General features: G+C 66.0%; 14 protein-coding genes. 7 read left to right on the forward strand and 7 right to left on the reverse strand.

The window, feature by feature from the left end:
* Window positions 1-4 precede the first annotated feature (4 nt).
* The 3 genes from P8R42_18680 to P8R42_18690 form a co-directional block, all read right to left on the reverse strand.
* The gene (locus tag P8R42_18680) at window positions 5-505 is read right to left on the reverse strand and encodes a cyclic nucleotide-binding domain-containing protein (GenBank protein ID MDG2306634.1); all 501 of its coding nucleotides are present in this window, start codon (window positions 503-505) and stop codon (window positions 5-7) included.
* An 84-nt stretch (window positions 506-589) separates the two neighbouring features.
* Complete coding sequence (locus P8R42_18685; GenBank protein ID MDG2306635.1) at window positions 590-2,170, reverse strand: long-chain-fatty-acid--CoA ligase; 1,581 nt, start codon at window positions 2,168-2,170, stop codon at window positions 590-592.
* 198 nt (window positions 2,171-2,368) lie between these two features.
* Window positions 2,369-4,948: a glycoside hydrolase family 3 C-terminal domain-containing protein gene (locus P8R42_18690; GenBank protein MDG2306636.1), complete on the reverse strand. Its 2,580-nt coding sequence runs from the start codon at window positions 4,946-4,948 to the stop codon at window positions 2,369-2,371.
* Window positions 4,949-5,044: 96 nt separating this feature from the next.
* Here P8R42_18690 and P8R42_18695 point away from each other — a divergent pair, with 96 nt between their 5' ends.
* The 6 genes from P8R42_18695 (at window position 5,045) to P8R42_18720 (ending at window position 9,231) form a co-directional block, all read left to right on the forward strand.
* Entirely contained in the window at window positions 5,045-6,280 is a 1,236-nt protein-coding gene (locus P8R42_18695; GenBank protein ID MDG2306637.1) for an amidohydrolase family protein, read from the forward strand.
* Window positions 6,281-6,298: 18 nt separating this feature from the next.
* Complete coding sequence (locus P8R42_18700; protein ID MDG2306638.1) at window positions 6,299-7,003, forward strand: EthD domain-containing protein; 705 nt, start codon at window positions 6,299-6,301, stop codon at window positions 7,001-7,003.
* Window positions 7,000-7,488 (forward strand): MaoC family dehydratase N-terminal domain-containing protein, encoded by a 489-nt coding sequence (locus P8R42_18705; protein MDG2306639.1) that lies wholly within the window; start codon window positions 7,000-7,002, stop codon window positions 7,486-7,488. Before P8R42_18700 ends, P8R42_18705 begins: the two co-directional genes overlap by 4 nt.
* Window positions 7,485-7,904, forward strand: a complete 420-nt coding sequence (locus P8R42_18710) for a MaoC/PaaZ C-terminal domain-containing protein (GenBank protein ID MDG2306640.1) — start codon at window positions 7,485-7,487, stop codon at window positions 7,902-7,904. Before P8R42_18705 ends, P8R42_18710 begins: the two co-directional genes overlap by 4 nt.
* A gap of 35 nt (window positions 7,905-7,939) precedes the next feature.
* Complete coding sequence (locus tag P8R42_18715) at window positions 7,940-8,323, forward strand: Rap1a/Tai family immunity protein (GenBank protein ID MDG2306641.1); 384 nt, start codon at window positions 7,940-7,942, stop codon at window positions 8,321-8,323.
* A 71-nt stretch (window positions 8,324-8,394) separates the two neighbouring features.
* Window positions 8,395-9,231: a thioesterase family protein gene (locus P8R42_18720; GenBank protein MDG2306642.1), complete on the forward strand. Its 837-nt coding sequence runs from the start codon at window positions 8,395-8,397 to the stop codon at window positions 9,229-9,231.
* Between the two features lie 17 nt (window positions 9,232-9,248).
* On the opposite strand, the gene P8R42_18725 is transcribed toward P8R42_18720, so the two are convergent.
* Entirely contained in the window at window positions 9,249-9,551 is a 303-nt protein-coding gene (locus tag P8R42_18725) for a hypothetical protein (GenBank protein ID MDG2306643.1), read from the reverse strand.
* 246 nt (window positions 9,552-9,797) lie between these two features.
* On the opposite strand from P8R42_18725, the gene P8R42_18730 reads away from it, so the two are divergent.
* Entirely contained in the window at window positions 9,798-13,196 is a 3,399-nt protein-coding gene (locus tag P8R42_18730; protein ID MDG2306644.1) for a carboxyl transferase domain-containing protein, read from the forward strand.
* A gap of 39 nt (window positions 13,197-13,235) precedes the next feature.
* On the opposite strand, the gene P8R42_18735 is transcribed toward P8R42_18730, so the two are convergent.
* From P8R42_18735 to P8R42_18745, 3 genes are all read right to left on the reverse strand, one after another.
* Window positions 13,236-16,937 carry a DUF4215 domain-containing protein gene (locus tag P8R42_18735; GenBank protein ID MDG2306645.1) on the reverse strand — a complete coding sequence of 1,234 codons (3,702 nt, stop codon included), beginning with the start codon at window positions 16,935-16,937 and terminating at the stop codon, window positions 13,236-13,238.
* Window positions 16,938-17,119: 182 nt separating this feature from the next.
* On the reverse strand, window positions 17,120-17,911 hold the full coding sequence (locus P8R42_18740) for an SDR family NAD(P)-dependent oxidoreductase (GenBank protein ID MDG2306646.1): 792 nt from the start codon (window positions 17,909-17,911) through the stop codon (window positions 17,120-17,122).
* Between the two features lie 81 nt (window positions 17,912-17,992).
* Window positions 17,993-19,999, reverse strand: coding sequence for a wax ester/triacylglycerol synthase family O-acyltransferase (locus P8R42_18745; protein MDG2306647.1), 2,007 nt, complete (start codon window positions 19,997-19,999; stop codon window positions 17,993-17,995).
* Window position 20,000 lies beyond the last annotated feature (1 nt).

Consider the following 20,000-nt stretch of genomic DNA (forward strand, 5'->3'; position numbering starts at 1 on the left):
CTCTTCAGTAGTTGGGTTCGCGCTCGCGGTCGGAGCCGGGTTCGACGTCCTGGTTCTCGTCTTCGTGATGATGGACGAACGTTTCGAGGACCTGGTCGACCATGGCGAGACTCGCATCGTGGTCTTCGTACTGCCGCTTGATGTCCGCGAGGTACGTCGTTGCGAGGTGGAGGCGACGCGCGAGGAGCTTCGCCACGGCGAAGGTCGCTTCCGGGTGTGCGTGGAGGAACGCTTCTCCGTCGGCGGCAACGAAGCAGCGCGTCGGCTCAACGGCGCGCACCGAGGCACTGAACGGAATGCCGAGGAGCACGGAGATTTCTCCGATGGCGGAGCCCGGCTCGGTGATCATCGTGATCGAGATTTCCTCGCCCTTGACGACTTCGAGGCAGCCCTCGGCTAGGATGAAGAGTTCCTTCTTGGTCGAGTCGCCTTCCTTGAGGAGGACTTCACCGGGCGCCAGTTGGCGCTCGGGTAGGCCGGCACAGAGGTCGAGAACGATCGGCACGGAGCGATTCTAGCCTTCGTTCTTGCGTGAGGCGAACGAAGGCTTTTCCGCTGGCGCGAGGCCACGCGCCAGCGGTCGCCGGCCTCAGTTCACCTTCCGCCGGTCTCCCCAATATTGCTCGCGCAGCCGGTACTTTTGGAGCTTCCCGGTCGCGGTCCGGGGCAGTTCCGCCGGGAAGTCGATCGAGGTTGGGCACTTGAAGTGCGCGAGCCGTTCGCGGCAAAAGGCGATCAGGTCGTCTGCGGTGGCAGCTTCCCCGGGGCGCAGCACGACGAGCGCCTTCGGAGTCTCGCCCCATTTTTCGTGGGGGACGCCGATTACCGCGCACTCGAGTACGGCCGGATGTTGGAAGAGGGCGTCCTCGATCTCCGGTGAACTGATGTTCTCGCCCCCGGAGATGATGACGTCCTTCTTCCTATCGACGATGTGGATGCTCCGGGTCGCGTCCCAGACGCCGAGGTCGCCGGTGTGGAAGTAGCCGCCCCGAATCGCCTTGGCGGTTTCCTCCGGTTGTTCCCAGTACCCGGCGAAGACGACGTTCGAGCGGGCGCAGACCTCCCCGACGGTCTCATCGTCCTGCGGAACCTCGTTGCCGTCGTCGTCGAGGAGGACGATCTCCACGCCGAGTCCTTGGACGCCGGCGCGAGATCGCCGAGGCCAGTTCTCCTTCTCGGTGTGATGATCCGGCCGGGAGACGGTGAGAAGGGGAGACGTTTCCGTAAGGCCGTAGATCTGGATGAAGTCCCAGCCGAGCTCTTTCTCGAGTCGTTGGATGAAGGCGGAGGGGGGCGGCGCGCCGGCCACGACGAATCGAGGTCGGGTTGTGATCGAGTGCTTGCTCGCGTCGGGGTAGTCGAGGACCGCCCGCAGGACGGCGGGCGCCATGCACGCAAACGTGACCTTCTCGGTTTCGATGAGGCGCCAGATATCGCCGCCGTCGACGGCGCGCAGGACGACATGGGTGCCGCCGACGCCGGTGAGGGCGTACACGCCGCCCCAGCCGTTGCAGTGGAACATGGGGAGCGTCCACAGTTCGACGTCGTGGTGCTCGATGCCGAGGTGCGCGATCAGGTTGTATGCGTTCAGATAGAGGCCGCGGTGCGTCAGCATCACGCCCTTGGGCCGAGCCGTGGTTCCGGAGGTGTAGTTGATCGACACGACGTCGTTCTCATCGAACTCTTGTGTCGGGGGTGCCGCGTCCGACGCCGCCGCGACCAGCGTCTCCCAATCCTGCCAGCCCTCCGCCGCCGGTTCGTGGTTCGGCTGCGATGCCGAAATCCAGTGCTCGACTGACGAGAGGCTCGATCGGATCTGGTCGACCACCGACGTCTGTTCCCGATCCACCAGGACGACCTTCACGCCGGCGTGGTTCAAAATGTACTCGTGGTCCTCGGGCACCAGGCGGTAGTTCAGGGGGACGAGAATCGCTCCGATCTGACTGGTTCCGTAGATACTCTCGAGGAAGAAGTGCGAGTTCGGAGAGAGGATGCAGACGCGGTCCCCCTTCTTCACGCCGAGCGCGAGCAGCGCATTCGAAAGGCGGTTCGCGCGTTCTTGGTACTGCGTGTAGGTGAACCGTTGCTCGCCGTCGATGATCGCGACTTTGTCGGAGTACAGCCGCGCGGCGCGGTGAAGGAATTCGTTGATCAGGAGTGGGACCTGCATGGAACCTCCGAAGGATTTCAGGAGCCGCCGTGGAGCGAACGATCAAAGAATCCGATCACGCGCTCGCGGAACTCCTCGGGGTAGGAATTGATGGTCGCGGCGCGATTCGGTCGACGACGTCGATTGGAGCGGGCGCGTCGAGGGGGTCGATGCCCACGCCGTCGGCCGCCGCGAGCGCGATCCGTACGATCCACTTGGTCACGACTCGGCCGTCGGCCCCTTCGCCGAAAGGAAGGCGTCCTCTGTGATCGTGAGGGGAATCGTGTGTGCGATGTCGGCCGACGATCGGCCGACCCGAATCTCGTAGTCGCCTGCGTCGATGTACCAGCCGGGCTCCGTGCGTTCGGCGTCCGCGACGCCACCGGGGAGCATGTTCGCGATCGCCCCGAGTTTTTCTTTCAGCGCGGCTTGGTCCGGCGCACAGGGGTCCCAGTACGCGAACGCACGATCTTCCAATGACATCGTAACCGTCGCGCGTTGGCCGGGCTCGAGCCAGACCTTCGCGAACGCCTTCAGCTCCTTCTCCGGCCGAACGAGTCGCGGCCGCTTCGGGGCGACGTAGGCCTGGACGACCTCGGCGCCGCGTCGCTTGCCGGTGTTCTTGACCGAGACGCGAAGGAGCAGGGGCCCGCCCGGCGCATGGCCGCTCGAGGCGAGTTCCGGCTTGCTGATCTCGAACGTGGAGTAGGAGAGGCCGTGGCCGAAGGGGTAGCGGACGGGTATCTTCCGGGTATCGAACCACCGGTACCCGACCAACACGCCTTCGCCGTATCGAACCTCGCCGTTCTCGCCGGGGAAGTTCCCGTATGAGGGATTGTGTTCCAGCCGCTCGGGGAACGTGGTGGGAAGTCGTCCGGCCGGCTCCGCTTCGCCCAGAAGGATATCGGCGATCGCGTTGCCCATCTCCTGGCCTCCGAGCCAGGAATGCAGGACGGCGGAGACGTCGTCGGCCCAATCCATGGTGACGGGCGAGCCGGTGTTCACGACGACGATGGTCTTCTCATTCGCCGCGCGCACGCGCCGGATGAGCTCATCCTGGTCGCCGGGGAGATCCATCGAGCGCCGATCGTGCCCTTCGGACTCCCACTCGTCGCTCGTGCCGACCATCACGATCGCGACGTCGGCGTCGGCCGCGAGTTGGGCTGCCTTCCCGACCATGTCCTGTTCCACGGGTGGGCGGTGTCCGACTTGGGCACCGCGCAGAAGGAACGAGTCACGGGTGCTGTACTCGATCATGAGGTCGACGCTCCGGCCGGCTTCGAGGTCGACCCGGGCTTCGATCTCTTCGCTGCCCATCCCGAAGAACTGCGTTCCTCGCGGCGGCTGGACGGAGACACCGTCGAGTACGGTCTTTCCGTCGATCAGCACTCGCGCCTGTCCGGCCTGTACGAGCGTGAAGACGTGCGCGCCCGAAACGTCGGGGGTGAAGCGCGCCGTGGCTCGCACCGAGAAATTGTCGGCGGCGATGCCGTCTGCGGGCGACCCGAAGAACATCAGGCGGGCGTCGTCGTAGACGAGGTGGGCGGCGGGCTCGCCTTCGCAGTCGAGGTTGGTGAAGAGATCGACCGCGAGGCCGGGCTCTCCGCTTTGTGTCGTGAGGACGGACCGCGTGATTGGTCGCGCCGTCCGGTCGATATCGCAGCCCCGGTGGTGCAGGAGGGTTGCCTTGCCTTCAAGCCGTTCCTGCATCACCTCGAGGGCCGGCACCCGGTAGTGGGGGCGCAGCGCGGCGGACCCTCCGCCCATGATGTGCGCTCGGCCCCAGTTGGGGCCGACGAGCGCGACGGTGCCGAGCGTGGACGCGTCGAGGGGAAGGAGCCCATCGTTGCGGAGCAGCACCATGGACTCGGACGCGGCCTGCCGGGCGAGGGTGCGATGCTCGGGCCTGTCTTCGGAGCGCTCCGGCTTGTCGGCGGAATCCTTCCAGGCGCGAAGTTGGTCGACCACGCCGAGAATCCGCCGCGCCATCTCGTCGACGACGCTCTCTTCGAGCTCGCCGTTGCGGACGGCCTCCGCGATCACGGCACCGAAGAACCGACCCGGCCCGGGCATCTGGAGGTCGAGCCCGGCGCGCGACGAGCCGGCCGTGTCCCCGGCCGAGAACCAGTCGGTCATGACGATGCCGCGAAATCCCCATTCGTCGCGGAGCACCTTCGTGAGGAGCCAGTCGTTCTCCGAACAGTAGGTGCCGTTCACGCGGTTGTAGCCGGTCATGATGGCGAGGACGCCGCCTTCGCGGACGGCGAGTTCGAACGGGAGCAAGTAGATTTCGCGCAAGGCTCGATCGTCGACCACCGAGTTCATGCTGTAGCGCTCGAACTCCGCGTCGTTTGCGACGAAGTGCTTGGCCGTCGCCGCGACACCGTAGGACTGGACCCCGCGGACGAAGGCCGCGGCGGTCTGGCCGGAGAGGAGCGGGTCCTCCGAGTAGCACTCGAAGCTTCGTCCGCCGAGAGGTGAGCGGTGCATGTTGATGGTCGGGGCGAGCAGAACGCGGCAGGACTTGGTGCGTGCCTCTTCGCCGAGCATCGCTCCGATCTTCTGAACGAGCTCCAGATTCCAGGTCGCGCCCAGGGCGGATCCGCAGGGAACGCAGGCGGCGGTGGCGGCGCCGGCACCGAGGAGGGCGTCGCCACGGGCGCCGTTGGGCCCGTCGGTCATCTTCAGGGCTGGGACTCCCAGGCGCTCGATCGCGACCGTGTTCCACATGTCGGCCCCGGCGGTCAGGAGTGCCTTCTCGTCGAGTGTGAGGTCGTCTAGGAGCTTGTTGTAGGCCATGGGTTTTCGTAGCACGACTCCGCCGCCCATATGCAATTCCGCCGGGTGGCGATCGAACCGTCGTTCCACGTAGAGTGACCGCGGGGAGGACCTCGAGTGGATCGGATCGTCTTTACGAATGCGAACTTGTTTGACGGACACTCGGCGCCGCGCGCCGGAGCGACCGTCGTCGTCGAGGACGGCAGAATTGCGGCTCTAGACCCGCCATCCGTGCCGACAGACGGGCAGCAGATCGACCTCGGCGGGCGGACCCTCATGCCGGGGATGGTCCAGGGCCATTTCCACTCGACCTACCGCGACATCGGAGCCCAGAAGTGGGTGTTCGGCTTCGAGAAGGCACCGATCTACCATGGCTACATCGCCGCCGAGAACGCCCGTTGCGCGCTGCTCTGGGGCTTCACGAGCGTCGTGGGGGCGAGCGCCGCTTGGGATGTCGACCCGTCGCTCCGTGATGCGATCGAAGACGGCCTCCTCGAAGGCCCCCGAGTCGTCCCGTCGAGTCACGATCTCGTGACAACCGGGGATACGACCGACAACCGGCCGGGCTACATGCACGTATCCAACACGGCAGCGGCCCGGGTGTGTGATGGTCCGGACGAGTTCCGCCACGCGGTTCGCGACGAGATCAAACAAGGCGTCGAGATGCTAAAGGTGTTCGCGAGTGGCGGACACTACGTTTCGCGCCCGCAGGATCACGTCGCGATGACAGCGGCGGAACTCGACGCCGTCGTGGAGGCGGCGCACGGCCGCGGCGCGCGTGTCCGAGCGCACGCTGCAGGGAAGCGTGCGATCCTGCAGTGTCTCGATGCGGGGGTCGACATCATCGATCACGCCGACGGTCTCGACGACGAGTGCATCGAGCGCATCGTGAAGACGGAGACGTTCATCCTGCCGAGCCTGTACCTCCCGCTCTGCATGATGCAGCTGATGGGCGACCCTGCCGAGGAAGGAAAGACCGAATATCGAACCGCCGGTGGGCAGGAGTTCGCCTACATGTGTTCGGTCCTGGCAAAGGCCGATGCGGCCGGCGTGCGGATCGCGACCGGGGATGACTTTGGCTCCGTCGGCGTTCCGCACGGAGACTATGCGAAGGAACTCGAAGTCTATGTGCGCTACGCCGGCATTCCGGCGCAGACCGTGCTGCGGTGGGCGACGAAGAACGGCGGCGCGATGACGGGGTGGGACGATGTCGGCACGATCGAGGTCGGGAAGCTGGCCGACCTCGTCGTCGTGGACGGCGATCCCACAACGGACATCACGATTCTGCAGGACCAGGGTCGCCTACACGCGATCCTGAAGGGCGGGCGGTTCGTGAAGCCGCTGCCTGGCTGAACTGAAATCGGAGTCGACATGGAAAAGCTCGTGTACTGTCTTTGGCGCCCGGAGGCTGTGGCCCCACCGGACTTCGCATCGTCGCTTCGAACGGATCTTGCCGACGATCTCGAGGCCCTAGGCGCGATCCGGCTGCGGATCTTCGTTGCCGACGGGGACGTGGCGGCTGGTGCCGGCCTGCGGCTCTCCGGCCTCGAGGCGCACAAGGAGGGTTTCGTCAGCTTCTGGCTCGAGACATCGCAGGACCGCGGGAAGCTCGAAGAGAGGATCGCGAAGGTCGCGTCGCGGGTCGCCGGATATCTAGTGGTCGAGTCGCGGCCCATGGTCGCTGCGCCGGGCGACGGCCGCGGGGCGCGCTCGCCGGGTTGGGTCCAGGTCACGGGGATCGCACCGAAGGACGGCATCTCGTACGAGCAGTTCCTGTCCCACTGGTACGGAGTCCACCGTCAGGTCGCGATCGATACGCAGAGCAGCACGGGGTACGTCCGCAACGAGATCGTCCGGCCGTTGACCGACGACGCACCCGGCTGGTCGGCCATCGTCGAAGAGACGTTCCCGATCGGGGCGCTGAATGACCCGCGGGTGTTCTACGACGCGCAGGGCTCCGAGGAGCGCTTCAAAGAGAACGCGCGGAAGATGTTCGAGAGCGTCGAGCAGTTCCTCTCTCTCGAGAAGGTCGATGCGCATCCGATGAGTGAGTACGTGTACGGCCTCGACGGATGAAGACGTTTCGGTTCCCGGTGGAAGCCGGTCAGGTGCTTCAGTTCGCGCGCGCCATCGGAGATTCCAACCCCGTGTACACGGACCCCGACTCGCCCGCAGCGAAGGCGGCGGGAGGTGTTCTTGCGCCGCCGACGTTCACGCAAGCGGCCGATCACTACGAGCCCGGGTACATTCGTCGCCCAGAGCCCGGTGTTGCGTGGTTCGGTTCCGGTACGGAGCCGATCAGCGCGACAGAGGGTGCGTTCAACACCGAGGGAGGTTCGGGATTCCACGCTGAGCAGCGGTTCGAGTATCACCAGCCCGTTCGTCCGGGGCAGATGCTGACCGTGGAGGTGAAGCCGGGCAACATGTGGGAGAAGGACGGGCGTCGCGGCGGCAAGCTCAAGTTCACGGAGACCGTTCAGGAGTTTCGGGATGAGAGCGGGGCGCTCGTCGTCACGGCGACCTTCGTCGGAGTTACGACCGAGAAGCGAGTGGACGGATGACGCTGCGCGCCGCGGACCTCGAGGTTGGGACCGTCTTCGAGCGGGTGGTCGTCGACGACCTCAAGCGCACGCAGCTCGTGATGTACTCGGGTGCCTCTGGCGATTTCCATCCGTTCCACAGCGACGAGATCTTCGCGAAGGCGGCGGGTTCGCCTCGCGGAGTCTTCGGACACGGGATGTTCACGATGGCCGTGACGGGCCGACTGCTGACCGACACAGTCGGCGACGGCCGCCTCACGTCCTACACCGCTCGCTTCATCGGTCAGATCTGGCCCGGCGATACGCTGACGACCCGAGCGACGGTGGTTGGTCTGGACGACGACTCTGGATCTCCGCGGGTCGAACTCGAGATCGAAACGCGCACGCAGGACGACGTCGTCGTTCTCTCCGGCCGGGCGACGGCGCGGGCCGATTGACCCAGCCCAGACCTTCAGAGAAGCTCGGAGGACTCATGGACGAGATCCGGCAGACGTGGTGCGGAGGAGTGCGCCTTCTGGTGCTCGTTGCGATGGCTTTGTGCCTCGCGGTTGGCAGCGGAAGCGCTCTGGCGGCAGGTGGCTTCAAGACCGGTGAAGATCTGGTTCGCCAGTTCAACATGGGTGATGAGGGCCGCGCCGAACAGTCGGCGTACATCGTGGGCGTCCTCGACGGCGAGAACATCGTCTCGACGGTCGCGAAGTTCAAGTCGCCGATCTGCCTGCCAAGCGGGGTGCCGACGCAGCACCTGAGCCTCCTCGTGCAGGAGTGGCTCGAGAGCCACCCGGATCGCCAGCATCAGCAAGCCGCGAACCTCGTGCTGACGGCGGTGAAGGAGTCGTTTCCCTGCCGTCCGTAGGGCTGTGGGCGATGGACGCGCCGGTTCCAACCGCGTTGCGGCGCGGCTCACTGGTCGAGTACCTCTAGGAGATGGATCCTGCTTTCGAAGCCGAAGATCTCACGACCCTCCTGACGCTCGAGAACGACGGTGCCGACCAGTTTTTCGCGTCCGCGGCCCACTATCCGTGGGGCCGGGTCTACGGGGGACTGGTCGTTGCCCAGGCGCTCGCGGCAGCGGCGCGAACGGTGGAGGAGAGGTACAGAGTTCATTCCCTGCACGCCTATTTCATTCGCGGCGGCAACTCCGATGAGAAGATCCGCTACGAGGTCGATCGGATCCGCGACGGCCGTTCGTTCTGCACCCGGCGGGCGGTCGCCAGACAGTCGTCCGGCGCGATTCTCAACCTGTCGGCGTCTTTCCAGGTCGCCGAGGACGAGGCGGCCGATGCTCAGAACGTCCCGTTCCCCGGGGGCGTCCCCGGCCCGGACGATCTTCCCGTGGCACCCGATAGTTGGAGCCGCGTGCTCGAGAACAAGCCGGTGCCGATGAAGGAGTGGTTCGGTCAGGCGCGCAACTGGATTCGCGTACGCGAGCGGCTAGGAGACGACCCCACGGGGCACGCGGCCGGGCTCGCGTATGCGTCCGACGACGTTCTCATCGATGCGGCGGCGCGCTGCCATCCGAAGTGCCCTGCGCCGGATGACGAAGGCAACCACCACCACGATCTCTTCATGGCGGCGAGCCTCGACCACGCAATCTGGTTCCACCGACCGTTCCGGGCCGACGATTGGCTTCTGCACGACGTCCGGGCCCGAGGCATGCGAGGGGGACGCGGGCTTTCGATCGCAGACCTCTTCGACCAAGGCGGCCACCACGTCGCCACGGTCACTCAGGAGTGCCTGCTGCGGGAGATCCGCCCGCGTTGACGCGGACGGCGGCCGCTTCACGCTGCCCGTAGACCGAGATTCGTGCGCTGGCGAAGGTTCCTACGGACCTGGCTGACATCGAGACCGGCTTCTTCCATGAGGTCTTGGGCGTTGAGAGCGCCCTCGGTGGCCTCGTTGCTGAGGAGCCACCGCCTCGCGTCCGATCCGTTCCGACCGCCCTGACGGACGTCGTCGAAGGCTTGCAGGAGCACCGCGCGGCGGAGCCTCCTACTCGGCATCTCGGCGTCGTTCGAGAGCCCACGGAGCGGCTCGATGAAGTTCGGGGACTGGGTCGTTGTCGTGTTTATTGTCGTGTTCATTGTCGTCTCCTGTTCTCTTGCGGAGAGGACAGTTGCAGGCAGTATGCCAGCGTAGGCCAGAGATCCCTGAAATTCCAAAGGCCTGTTCTTACTGAGAATATTGCGGCTCGGCGGACATGGGCTACGAGGGTTGCCGCTAAGGAAAATTAGCGAGCCGCAAAGTGGGGTTAGCGCCCGGTGCTAACCAATCCATACCGCAGGGTTCACTGGGACTGTTAAAGCCTCGGGGAAACGAGGAGCTTTGGAATGACTCTCGCAAGCCTACTGGTCGCCAACAGAGGCGAGATCGCGATTCGCGTTTGCCGCGCCGCCGCGGACCTCGGGATCCGAACCGTCGCCGTTTATTCGCAGGACGACGACCGATGCCTTCACCGGTTGCGCGCCGATGAGGCGCGTCCCCTCGCAGGGGTCGGCCCGGCTGCGTACCTCGATGCCGCGCAGGTCGTCGCGGTGGCGAAGGACGCGGGCTGCGACGCGGTCCATCCCGGGTACGGCTTCCTGGCGGAGAGCGGTGCGTTCGCTCGGCTCTGCGGCGAAGCGGGCCTGCGTTTCGTCGGGCCGACGCCGGACACGCTCGATCTCTTCGGCGACAAGGCGCGCGCGCGGGCCCTCGCTGAGGAACTCGGTGTCCCCCTTCTCCCGGGCACGAGTGGTGCGACGAGTCTCGGCGACGCGCGCGCGTTCTTCGAGAACCACGGGGGCACGCCGGTTCTTCTCAAGGCGGTCTCGGGCGGTGGTGGGCGTGGGATGCGCATCGTCCGCGATGCGAGCGAGCTCCCGGCCGCGTACGAGCGTTGCAGCTCGGAGGCGCAGGCCGCGTTCGGAAGCGGTGAGGTGTATGTCGAGCAGCTCCTGGCTCCCGCGCGCCACATCGAAGTGCAGGTCCTCGGGGACGCGACCGGGCAGGTGAGCGCACTGGGCGAGCGCGAGTGCACGCTTCAGCGCCGCCACCAAAAGATCGTCGAGATCGCGCCGAGCGTCGGCTTGCCCGATGCCGTGCGGGAGCGTCTCGTCGCCGCGGCGCTGACGCTCGCTGAGAAGGCGCACTTCGAGAGCCTCGGGACGTTCGAGTTCCTCGTCGGCGCCGATGCGACGAACGATCCGCGGATCGCCTTCATCGAGGCCAACGCTCGTCTCCAGGTCGAGCACACAGTGACCGAGGAGGTGACAGGTATCGACCTCGTTCGTGCACAGCTCGAGATTGCCGGCGGGCGAACCCTGGTCGACCTCGGGCTCGAGGCGGCCCGCATCCCGGCGCCGCGAGGGTTCGCCATTCAGGCGCGGATCAACATGGAGACGATGACGGCCGACGGCGAAGCCCGTCCCGCGGGCGGAACGCTGCAGGCGTTCGAGATGCCGTCGGGACCGGGAATTCGCGTCGATACGTTCGGTTACGGCGGTTACGCGACGAGCCCCCGCTATGATTCGCTCTTGGCGAAGCTCGTTGTATCGCATCCGGACGGAGATTTTGCGGGAGCGGTCGCGCGCACCGAGCGCGCCCTCGGAGAACTGAAGGTCGACGGGGTTCTGACCAACGTCGGCTTTCTCCGGGCGCTTCTCCGCCACCCCGACGTCCTCGCGAACCGTGTCCACACGCGCTTCGTCGAAGAAAACGCCTCGGATCTGCTCGCAGCGATGCCGAGTGCGGCGGGATCCTCCTTCGAGGAGGCACCCAGCGGCGCGGCGCCGGCACTCGCCGGCGCGCAGGTGGACGCCTCGGATCCGCTCGCGGTGCTGCGCCACGGGAAGGGCGGCGAGGGGGCGCCAGTGGGCGGCGCGCCGATCCCGGCGGCCGGTCCGGCAGAGGTCGCGGCCCCCGAGGGGACCCAGGCCGTGCGGGCTCCGCTCCAGGGGACGATCCTCGCCATCGAGGTCGCCGAGGGCGACGCAGTCTACGAAGGTCAGGCGCTTCTCGTGATGGAGGCGATGAAGATGGAGCACGTCGTCACCGCTCCGGTCGCCGGCCTCGTGCGAAGGCTCGGTGTCTCCGTAGGGGATGCGGTGTTCGAGGGGCACGCGCTTCTGTTCGTCGAGGAGGCGTCGGTGGATGTGCGAGCAGACGAGCAGGTCGACGAGGTCGATCTCGATCGCATCCGCCCCGATCTCGCCGAAGTGCACGAGCGGCACGCCGTCGGATATGACGATCGGCGGCCCGCATCGGTCGAGCGTCGGAGGAAGACGCGCCAACGAACGGCTCGCGAGAACGTCGATGATCTCTGCGACGAGGGCAGCTTCGTCGAGTACGGTCCGCTCGTGATCGCGGCGCAGCGCCGCCGTCGCTCCGTGGAAGATCTGATCGAGAAGACGCCCGCGGACGGCCTGGTCGCCGGCATCGGAACCGTGAACGGCGACGTGTTCGAGCCGGAAGCCGCTCGCTGCATGGTTCTCTCGTACGACTACACCGTCCTCGCGGGGACGCAGGGGCTACAGAATCACCGCAAGAAGGATCGCATGTTCGAGATCGCAGAGAAGTCCCACTTGCCGGTGGTCTTCTTGACCGAGGGCGGCGGTGGACGCCCGGGCGACACGGACGGTGCCGGGGTCGCAGGGCTCGACTGTCTGGCGTTTGCCTACTTCGCAGGTCTCTCCGGCCTCGTGCCCCTGGTCGGCATCAATTCCGGACGCTGCTTTGCGGGCAACGCCGCCCTTCTCGGCTGCTGTGACGTCGTCATCGCCACGAAGAACTCGAACATCGGCATGGGAGGACCCGCGATGATCGAGGGCGGCGGACTCGGCGTGTTCCGTCCCGAAGAGGTCGGGCCGATGGACGTCCAGGTGCCGGGCGGGGTGGTCGACATCGCGGTCGCGGACGAGGCCGAAGCGGTCGTCGTCGCCAAGAAGTACCTCTCGTACTTCCAGGGCCGGACGTCCGATTGGGAGTGTGCCGATCAGCGGCGACTTCGCGGGATCATTCCGGAGAACCGGCGTCGGATCTACGACGTTCGTGAAGTGATCGAGACGCTCGCCGACACCGCCTCCGTCCTCGAGCTGCGACGCTCGTTCGGTCTCGGGATGGTGACGGCGCTCGCGCGAATCGAGGGTCGCCCGGTCGGCATCGTCGCGAACAATCCGACGCACCTCGCCGGCGCAATCGACAGCGATGGTGCGGACAAGGCGGCTCGCTTCATGCAGCTCTGCGACGCCTTCGACATTCCGCTGCTCTTCCTGTGCGATACCCCGGGAATCATGGTCGGGCCGGAGGTCGAGAAGACCGCGCTCGTCCGACACGCCGCGCGGATGTTCGTCACCGGCGCCGGGGTGAGCGTCCCGCTGTTCACCATCGTCTTGCGCAAGGGCTACGGGCTGGGTGCGCAGGCGATGGCCGGGGGCAGCTTCAAGGCCGGACTCTTCACGGTTGCCTGGCCAACGGCCGAGTTCGGCGGCATGGGACTCGAGGGTGCCGTAAAGCTCGGTTTCCGGAAGGAACTCGAGGCGATCGAAGACCCCGAGGAGCGGCGGAAGACCTTCGAGGTGATGGTCGACCGCATGTACGAGCACGGCAAGGCCGTGAACATGGCCTCGCACTTCGAGATCGACGAGGTGATCGATCCGATCGACTCTCGTCGGTGGGTGACGACCGCTCTGCAGTCGTCACCGCCTCCCGCACCGCGTACGGGCAAGAAGCGCTTCGTCGACACCTGGTAGTGCGCGGCGGGGACCCGAAGGCCCCCGCCGCGGCTCACATTACGGTGCCGGGCTGAGGTCGGCGAAGAGCGACAGGAACTCGTCGTTCTTCGAGACTTCGACTCCGGAGAGATTCAGCCCGAGGAACTCGGGCAGCGGGAAGCTCGCCAGCGACGAGGCCAGGTCGGGAAGGAGGACACTCACGAGCGGCGGAAGAACCGTCGTCTCGAGCGCGACCTCGTCCACCCCAAGCGGGTTGTGGATGATGGCGACCGTGATGTCGCCCGCCAGAGGCGCCGACAGGACGATGCCGAGACCACCCGGCGCAAACTCGAGATCCATTCCGATGTTCGTGTCGAACGCACCCGAGAGCACGATTTCTTCACTGCCATCGTTCTGGACAATGTTCGCAAGGACCTGAGCGACCTTGAGCTCAGTGAGCTCTCCCGAAGGACCGTTGCCCGCGACGACTGGCGCGATCGTCGGCACGATGTCGATCCGGAACGGGGTGGTCGGCGGGAAGATTCCGAATTCCGGAATCAGGAGCGCCAGTGTGCTCGCGGTGAGGGGGATCGCGCCGCCACCGAGGTCGAGTTCCGTGATGCTGCTGACCAGCAGGCCACACTCGATCTGGGCCTTGAGCAGCTGGTTGAAGCCCTCGGACGAGATGCACAGCCCCAACTCATACGGCAGGCCGCCGACTGGGGTGTTCAGCCCAAAGGTCGGGAACAGCTGGTTGACCGCGAGAGACTCGGTCAGGTCCGGCGCTCCGGCGGGGGGAATGCACTGGCCCGGGCCGGATCCGACTTCAGTCGTGAAGGAGGAGTTGGTGCCGATCGTGATGCCGTTGGTGTCCTCGAGCACGTCGAAGAGCGGCGTGTCGAGGATGACGCCCAGACCGGAACCGATCGGCCCGGAAATCGAGATGTCGGCAAGAGCCGCCTCGATGGCATCACCGATCGGACCATCCGCCGGGCCCGCACCATCGGGATCCGACAGGAAGTCCTTCATCGCGTCGATCGTCAGAGCTTCCACATCGGGTAGGAAGGCCTGAATGATGTCGCCGATGATCGGAGCGTCACAGATGCCGCCGAAGCTCGTGCTGAACCCGCCGAAACTGACGCCCAGAGTGCCGACCTGGTTGACGTCGATGGTGCTGGCGTCGCCCGGGTCGGGCTGGAGGGCGTAGTCTCCGTCGAATGTCGCGCTGTTCGCGCTGATGTTGATGTCACAGCTCGGCACGAGGCCGGAGCCGTTCAGGTAAACGTTCACGTCGATGTCGGTGACCGTGATGATGCCCTCGACGAAGTTCGTCATCGAGTCCATCGCGATGCCGAACCCGCTGATCGAAGGCGCCGGGTTTACGACGCTCACACTCCCGCTGCCGACACATCCAAGGAAGGAGTCCAAGAAGCAGGTGTCGCTGATCAGCGTCGTGCCGACCGGAATCAGTGTCGCGAGATCGAGGCCGCTGCCGGCCAACTGGGCCACTAGGGGCTCGGCCTCGTCGAGGCCGCTATCGTTGAGCCGTAGGGCAACGCTCTCCGCGGAGAGCGCACCGTCGGCGACCGAAGGTCCGAAGATCGCCACGACTCGGTCGTGCGCGTTGCCGCCGAAGGTCGTGTCGGTGACGGTCGCGCGGATCGGCGTGAAGATTCCCGGCTGGTCGAGAGTGACCGTGGTCGAGAACGTGCCGCCGCCGCCCACCGGCACCGAAACGCCGTTGATGGTCAATGCGGCCTGAGCAGGATTGAGGAAGTTCACGACACCGGCCACGTTCGTCGTCGCCGACGTCGTGAAGGAACCGTGCGTCGGCGTGTTGATGACCACCGTGAAGATGTTGCAGGTGCTCGGCTCGCCGGAGCAGGCCCAGCCCGATTCAACGCCGCAGGTGGCGTTGCAGCCGTCGCCCGGCGCGGAGCCGAAATCATCACAGGTCTCCGGAGAGATCACGAGTCCGTCGCCGCAGACCGGTGCGCACGTGCTCGGCTGACCGCCGCACGCATAGCCCGTCTCGGTCTGACACGAGGCGTCACAGCCGTCGCCCGGCGTGGTGCCGGCGTCGTCACAGGTCTCGCCAGAGACGACCAGGCCGTCGCCGCAGATCGGCGAGCAGGAGGTCGGCTGGCCGGAGCAGTTGAAGCCGACTTCGAGTTGGCAGCTGCCGTTGCAGCCGTCGCCCGGAGTCGTGCCGCCGTCGTCGCAGGCTTCTGCTCCGACGATCAAGCCGTCGCCGCAGACTTCGCCGCAGACGCTGGGCTGGCCGGCGCAGGCGTAACCGCTTTCGATTGCGCAGACACCGTCACAGCCGTCTCCCGGCGTGGTGCCGCCATCGTCGCAGATCTCGCCGCTGACGATCAGGCCGTCGCCGCAGATGTTCGTACAAACGGTGGGCTGACCGGAGCAGTTGAAGCCCGATTCGAGTTGACAGCTGCCATCGCAGCCGTCGCCCGGCGCTGTGCCGCCATCGTCACAGCTCTCGCCGCTGACGATCTGGCCGTCACCGCAGACGTTGGTACAAACGGTGGGCTGGCCGGAGCAGTTGAAGCCGGACTCGAGCTGACAGCTCGCGTCGCAGCCGTCGCCGGCCGCCGTGCCGCCGTCGTCGCAGGTCTCGGTTCCGACGATCAGGCCGTCACCGCAGACTTCCGCACAGGTGCTGGGCTGGCCGGAGCAGTTGAAGCCGGATTCGATCTGACAGGTGGCGCTACAACCGTCGCCGGCGTCCGTGCCGCTGTCGTCGCAGGTCTCGCCGCCGACGATCAGGCCGTCGCCGCAGATTTCGTCACACGTGCTGGGCTCGCCGGTACAGTCGTAGCCGGTCTCGCTCTGACAAGTCGAGTCGCAGCCGTCGCCCGAGAGCCGGTTTCCGTCGTCGCAGGTCTCGGCCTCGAGAATGGTGCTGTCTCCGCAGATGTTCGGCGTCGCGCAGCTGAAGTTGGCCGTCTCGTCGTCGTAGAGATCACAATCGGTGATGAGGCCGTCGACTTCGACCGCGAAGTTACAGAGTCGGCATCGGGCCGCCTCGTCGATGCACTCGACGAGTTCGCCGGCGTCCGTCGTGCCGCAGCCCGGGAACGCGGTGTCGAGAGCGACCCCCTTGCTCACACATCGTCCGCTCACGTGGCCGGTCGGCTTGTTGATGCAGTTTGCAGCAATCTTTCCGTTGGGTTCAGTTTGACCTGGCGCCTGAAGGCAGAGCAGTTCCATGTCGGCTTCGTTGTCGATCTGCCCGAACTTGATTCCGTCACGCACGCAATTGCGGAACTCTTTCAGTCGGGTGTCTTCGCACTTGTGCAGGTCCTTCAGCATCGTGCTCTGGCACTTTGCTTCGGGATCGGACGTCGCCATGATGGGCTCGACCGGTGCGGCTCCGAACACGTCAGACAACAGGTCGAACGACGTGGTGATCGCCGTTGCCGTCTGGCTCGTCGTACTGGACGGGCCGAAGGACGGCGGGGCGCCGTCACAGACCTTGTCGGCCTTGGCCTCGACCTTGTCGACGTTTAGCGAGACCTTGGGCGGCAAGCCTTCGACCATGCAGTCGTCGAGAGTCGTGGAGAGGAGCCCCTTCGAAAAGAAGCGGACACAGCTTTGGATCGCCTTGTTCTGCACAAGAGCGATCTTGCGACCGCCCTTGTTGATCTCGTCGATGCATTTGCGCTCGTCTGTGGAGACCAGCGCGAGGGCCGGGCTTGTGGTGAGCATGAGGAGCGAGGTGACGAGAATCCAGAGCCGAGCGGGAAAGCGGGAGATGCCCACGGAGGTGCCCCTTTCAGGTCGAGGGAGCTACTTGCTCCGCATAAATAATAATGAGCGTGAACGCTTGCTCTTCTATCAGTGAGGCCGCGGTAAAGTCTACTGATATTTCAGGGTTTTACGATTGGGCAGGCGCTGTAAGCCCCCGTCTTAAACGGCGTTTCTCGGACGTCACTCCAGGTGAGTTAGAACAAGTGTCCCGGGACCACCGGAAGACTGCTCGAGAGTCCGCCGTCGGCTGCGATCGCCTGGCCGTTCACGTAGCTGGCTTCGTCGCTCGCGAGGAACACCGCGAGATTCGCGATCTCGACCGGTTGTCCGTAGCGCTGCATCGGGTTCAGCTGCCCGATCTTGTGTTCTTTGCCGGCCGCTCGCGCGAACTCGAAGATCGGAGCGGTCATGCCCGTTTCGATCAGGCCGGGGCAGATCGCGTTCACCCGGATGCCTGTGCCCTTCAGCTGGTTCGCGGCGGTGGCGACGAGGTTCACCACGGCGGCCTTGCTCGCCGAGTACGGCGTCGGCCCGGCGCCGGAGCGCAGGCCGGCCACGGACGCGGTGCACAGAATCGAGCCGCTCCCGGCTTCACGCATCACCTTCGAAGCGTACTTGATCGCGAGGAACGGACCGATTAGATTCACCCGCAGGACGTTGTCCCAGTCGCTTGCCGTCAGTTCGAAGAAGGGGGCGGGCGGCCCCGGGACGCCGGCATTCGCGTATACGACTTCGAGCCCGCCGTGGTCCTTCACGCATCGATCGACGAGTGCTTCGACGGCGGCCTCGTCGCCGACGTCGGTCGTCGCCGCCGCCGCGGTGCCGCCGGCGGATTGGATCTCGCTCACCGTTTGGCCGATCGCTTCTTCGGCGAGGTCGACCGCCAACACGGAGGCTCCCTCTTCCGCAAAGCGCTTCGCGGTTGCTCGACCGATGCCGCTGCCGGCACCCGTGACGATGGCGCGCTTCCCTTCTAGACGACCCATGCTCGCTTCTCCTCCCGGTGATGGTCCCCGAGTTGGGACCTCCACATCGGATATCCCAGAGAAGCCCGCCGCGCACCCGAGCTAGTGTGCCTGGGTGCGTGTCGTCCAGCGGACGATGTGGTCTTCGGTGACGAGGCCGAGGAGCTGGCCGGCCGCGTCGACGACCGGCAAGAAGTCGAGTTGGTTCTCCACCATGCGCTTGCCCGCGTCGAGCACGGGCTCATCGGGGCTCGCCGTGGTGAGCTTCGCGTCGACCGCCCGACCGACGGCAAAGCGTCCCAGCATGCGGGCACGGTCTTCCGTGTTGAGTTTCGCCGGCACCTGCGGCGAGGCGAAGAGCAGATCGCGCTGCGTGAGTACGCCGATGAGCCGCGCCTCGCGATCGACGACCGGAAGGTGGCTGAGGCGGCGGCCGCGCATGAGCTCGTGGGCCCGTTGCAGCGAGTCGTCCACGCCGACCGTGGCGACGTTCCGGCTCATGAGGTCTGCGACCGTCGGTCCGCGCGAAAGGCGCGAGGCGGCTTGCATGGCTTCGGACTTCCTCCACAGCGCACGGCGCGTCTCGTAGAGTGCGGCGTCGAGTGCGTTGCCGATCCGTTCGATGTCGGGGACGAGTGCGGGATCGGCCACGGCACAGATCGAGATGCGATCGGCATAGCTCGCGGCTGCGAATGCGAGGCCTACGTCGAGGAATAGTGGCGCAATTGCGTGGATCTCGGTGATCTTCTTGCCGCAGACGTGCAGCGCCTGCTTCGGCCCCGGCACGTTGGTGCACAGCGTGTTCACCATCGAGAGATCCGATGTGGCGCTCAGAAGAGACGCTTCAGTGAACGAGGGCAGGGCCCCGGCAACCGCGAGGACCATGGTCGTGGCGCGGGCCTGCTTGCGCTCTTTCAGGTTCCGCATCTCGTCGCGGACGCGGTACAGGCGCTCGGCGGGGTCCGCGACGTCGACCGGCAGGCGTGGGAACATCGCTGTGACCTGGTTTCCGGGCTTCGCCTCGTCGCCTTTCTCACGGATGCTCGCCGGGACGATGCAACGCAGGGCGCCGTCGTCGGCCGAGTGTCCGTTCTGGAGCGCGTACGTTCGCAGGGCACCGGAGACGATCGCGAGCACGGCATCGTTGATTGTGCCGTCGGCGGCGACCTTCAGCGAGGTGAACTCGTCCATCGGATACGAGCGCCACACGATTTGGCGTCCTTGTCCGAGGCTTCCGTTCCAGGGCATGTTGGCCGGCGGTTCCTCGAGGAACGATGCGATGGTCTCGGCGGCTTCGGCGAGATCGCGTATTCCGCGCGTCGCGGTGCCGCGTGGATCGGCCAGGGCTTCGGAGAGCAGTCCCACGAGGCCGCCGTCAGGCTTGCGCTCGGGGCGCTCGGTCGTCGGTGCGTCGGCCGGGTCGGCCGCGGCAAGAGGGATGGCGGCCAGCTTCTCGGGGACCTTCGCCACGCCGTCAGCGATCGTCTCGAGGACGTGGAAGCCGCTGATCCCGTCGTTCATGCTGTGATGGACCTTGCACAACAGCGCGGCGCGTCCGTGCTCGAGTCCCTCGATCAGATGGATTTCCCAGCGGGGCCGATCCGAAGGGAGGGCCGTCGTGACCAGCGTCTCGAGGACGTGCGAGAGCTTTTCGCGATCGCCCGGCCGGGGAATCGCGACGTGTCGGATATGTCGGCGGGTGTCGTACTCCGGGTCGTCTCGCCAGACAGGCCAGCCGAGGTCGAATTTCGCGCGGATCGGCATCTGGCGGAAGCGCGGGAACTCGGCGAGGCGCTCGTCGAGAGTCTCCACCAGGGCATCGAGGCCCGGCGAGGTGTCGAGCATGGCCACGCAGCCGATCTGGAAGTTCTGGTGGGGCTTCTCCAGAAAAAGGAAGCCGGCATCGAGTGCGCTGAGCTTCTCGTCGCCCGATTCGTCCTCGGCGGTGATGGCTTCGACGGCATCCGTCACCCAAGAGAATGGAGCTTCTTGCGCCGGAGCAGCCTCCGGCTCTGCCGGTCTAGAGCCCGATCGCTCCTCCGCGACTTCTACCTTTGCCCCACGACCCACGACCTTCCAGCCGCCCCGCGAGCGGTCCACCTTCTTCATC

This window comes from Candidatus Binatia bacterium, assembly GCA_029243485.1.
Lineage (GTDB): Bacteria > Desulfobacterota > Binatia > UBA12015 > UBA12015 > VGTG01.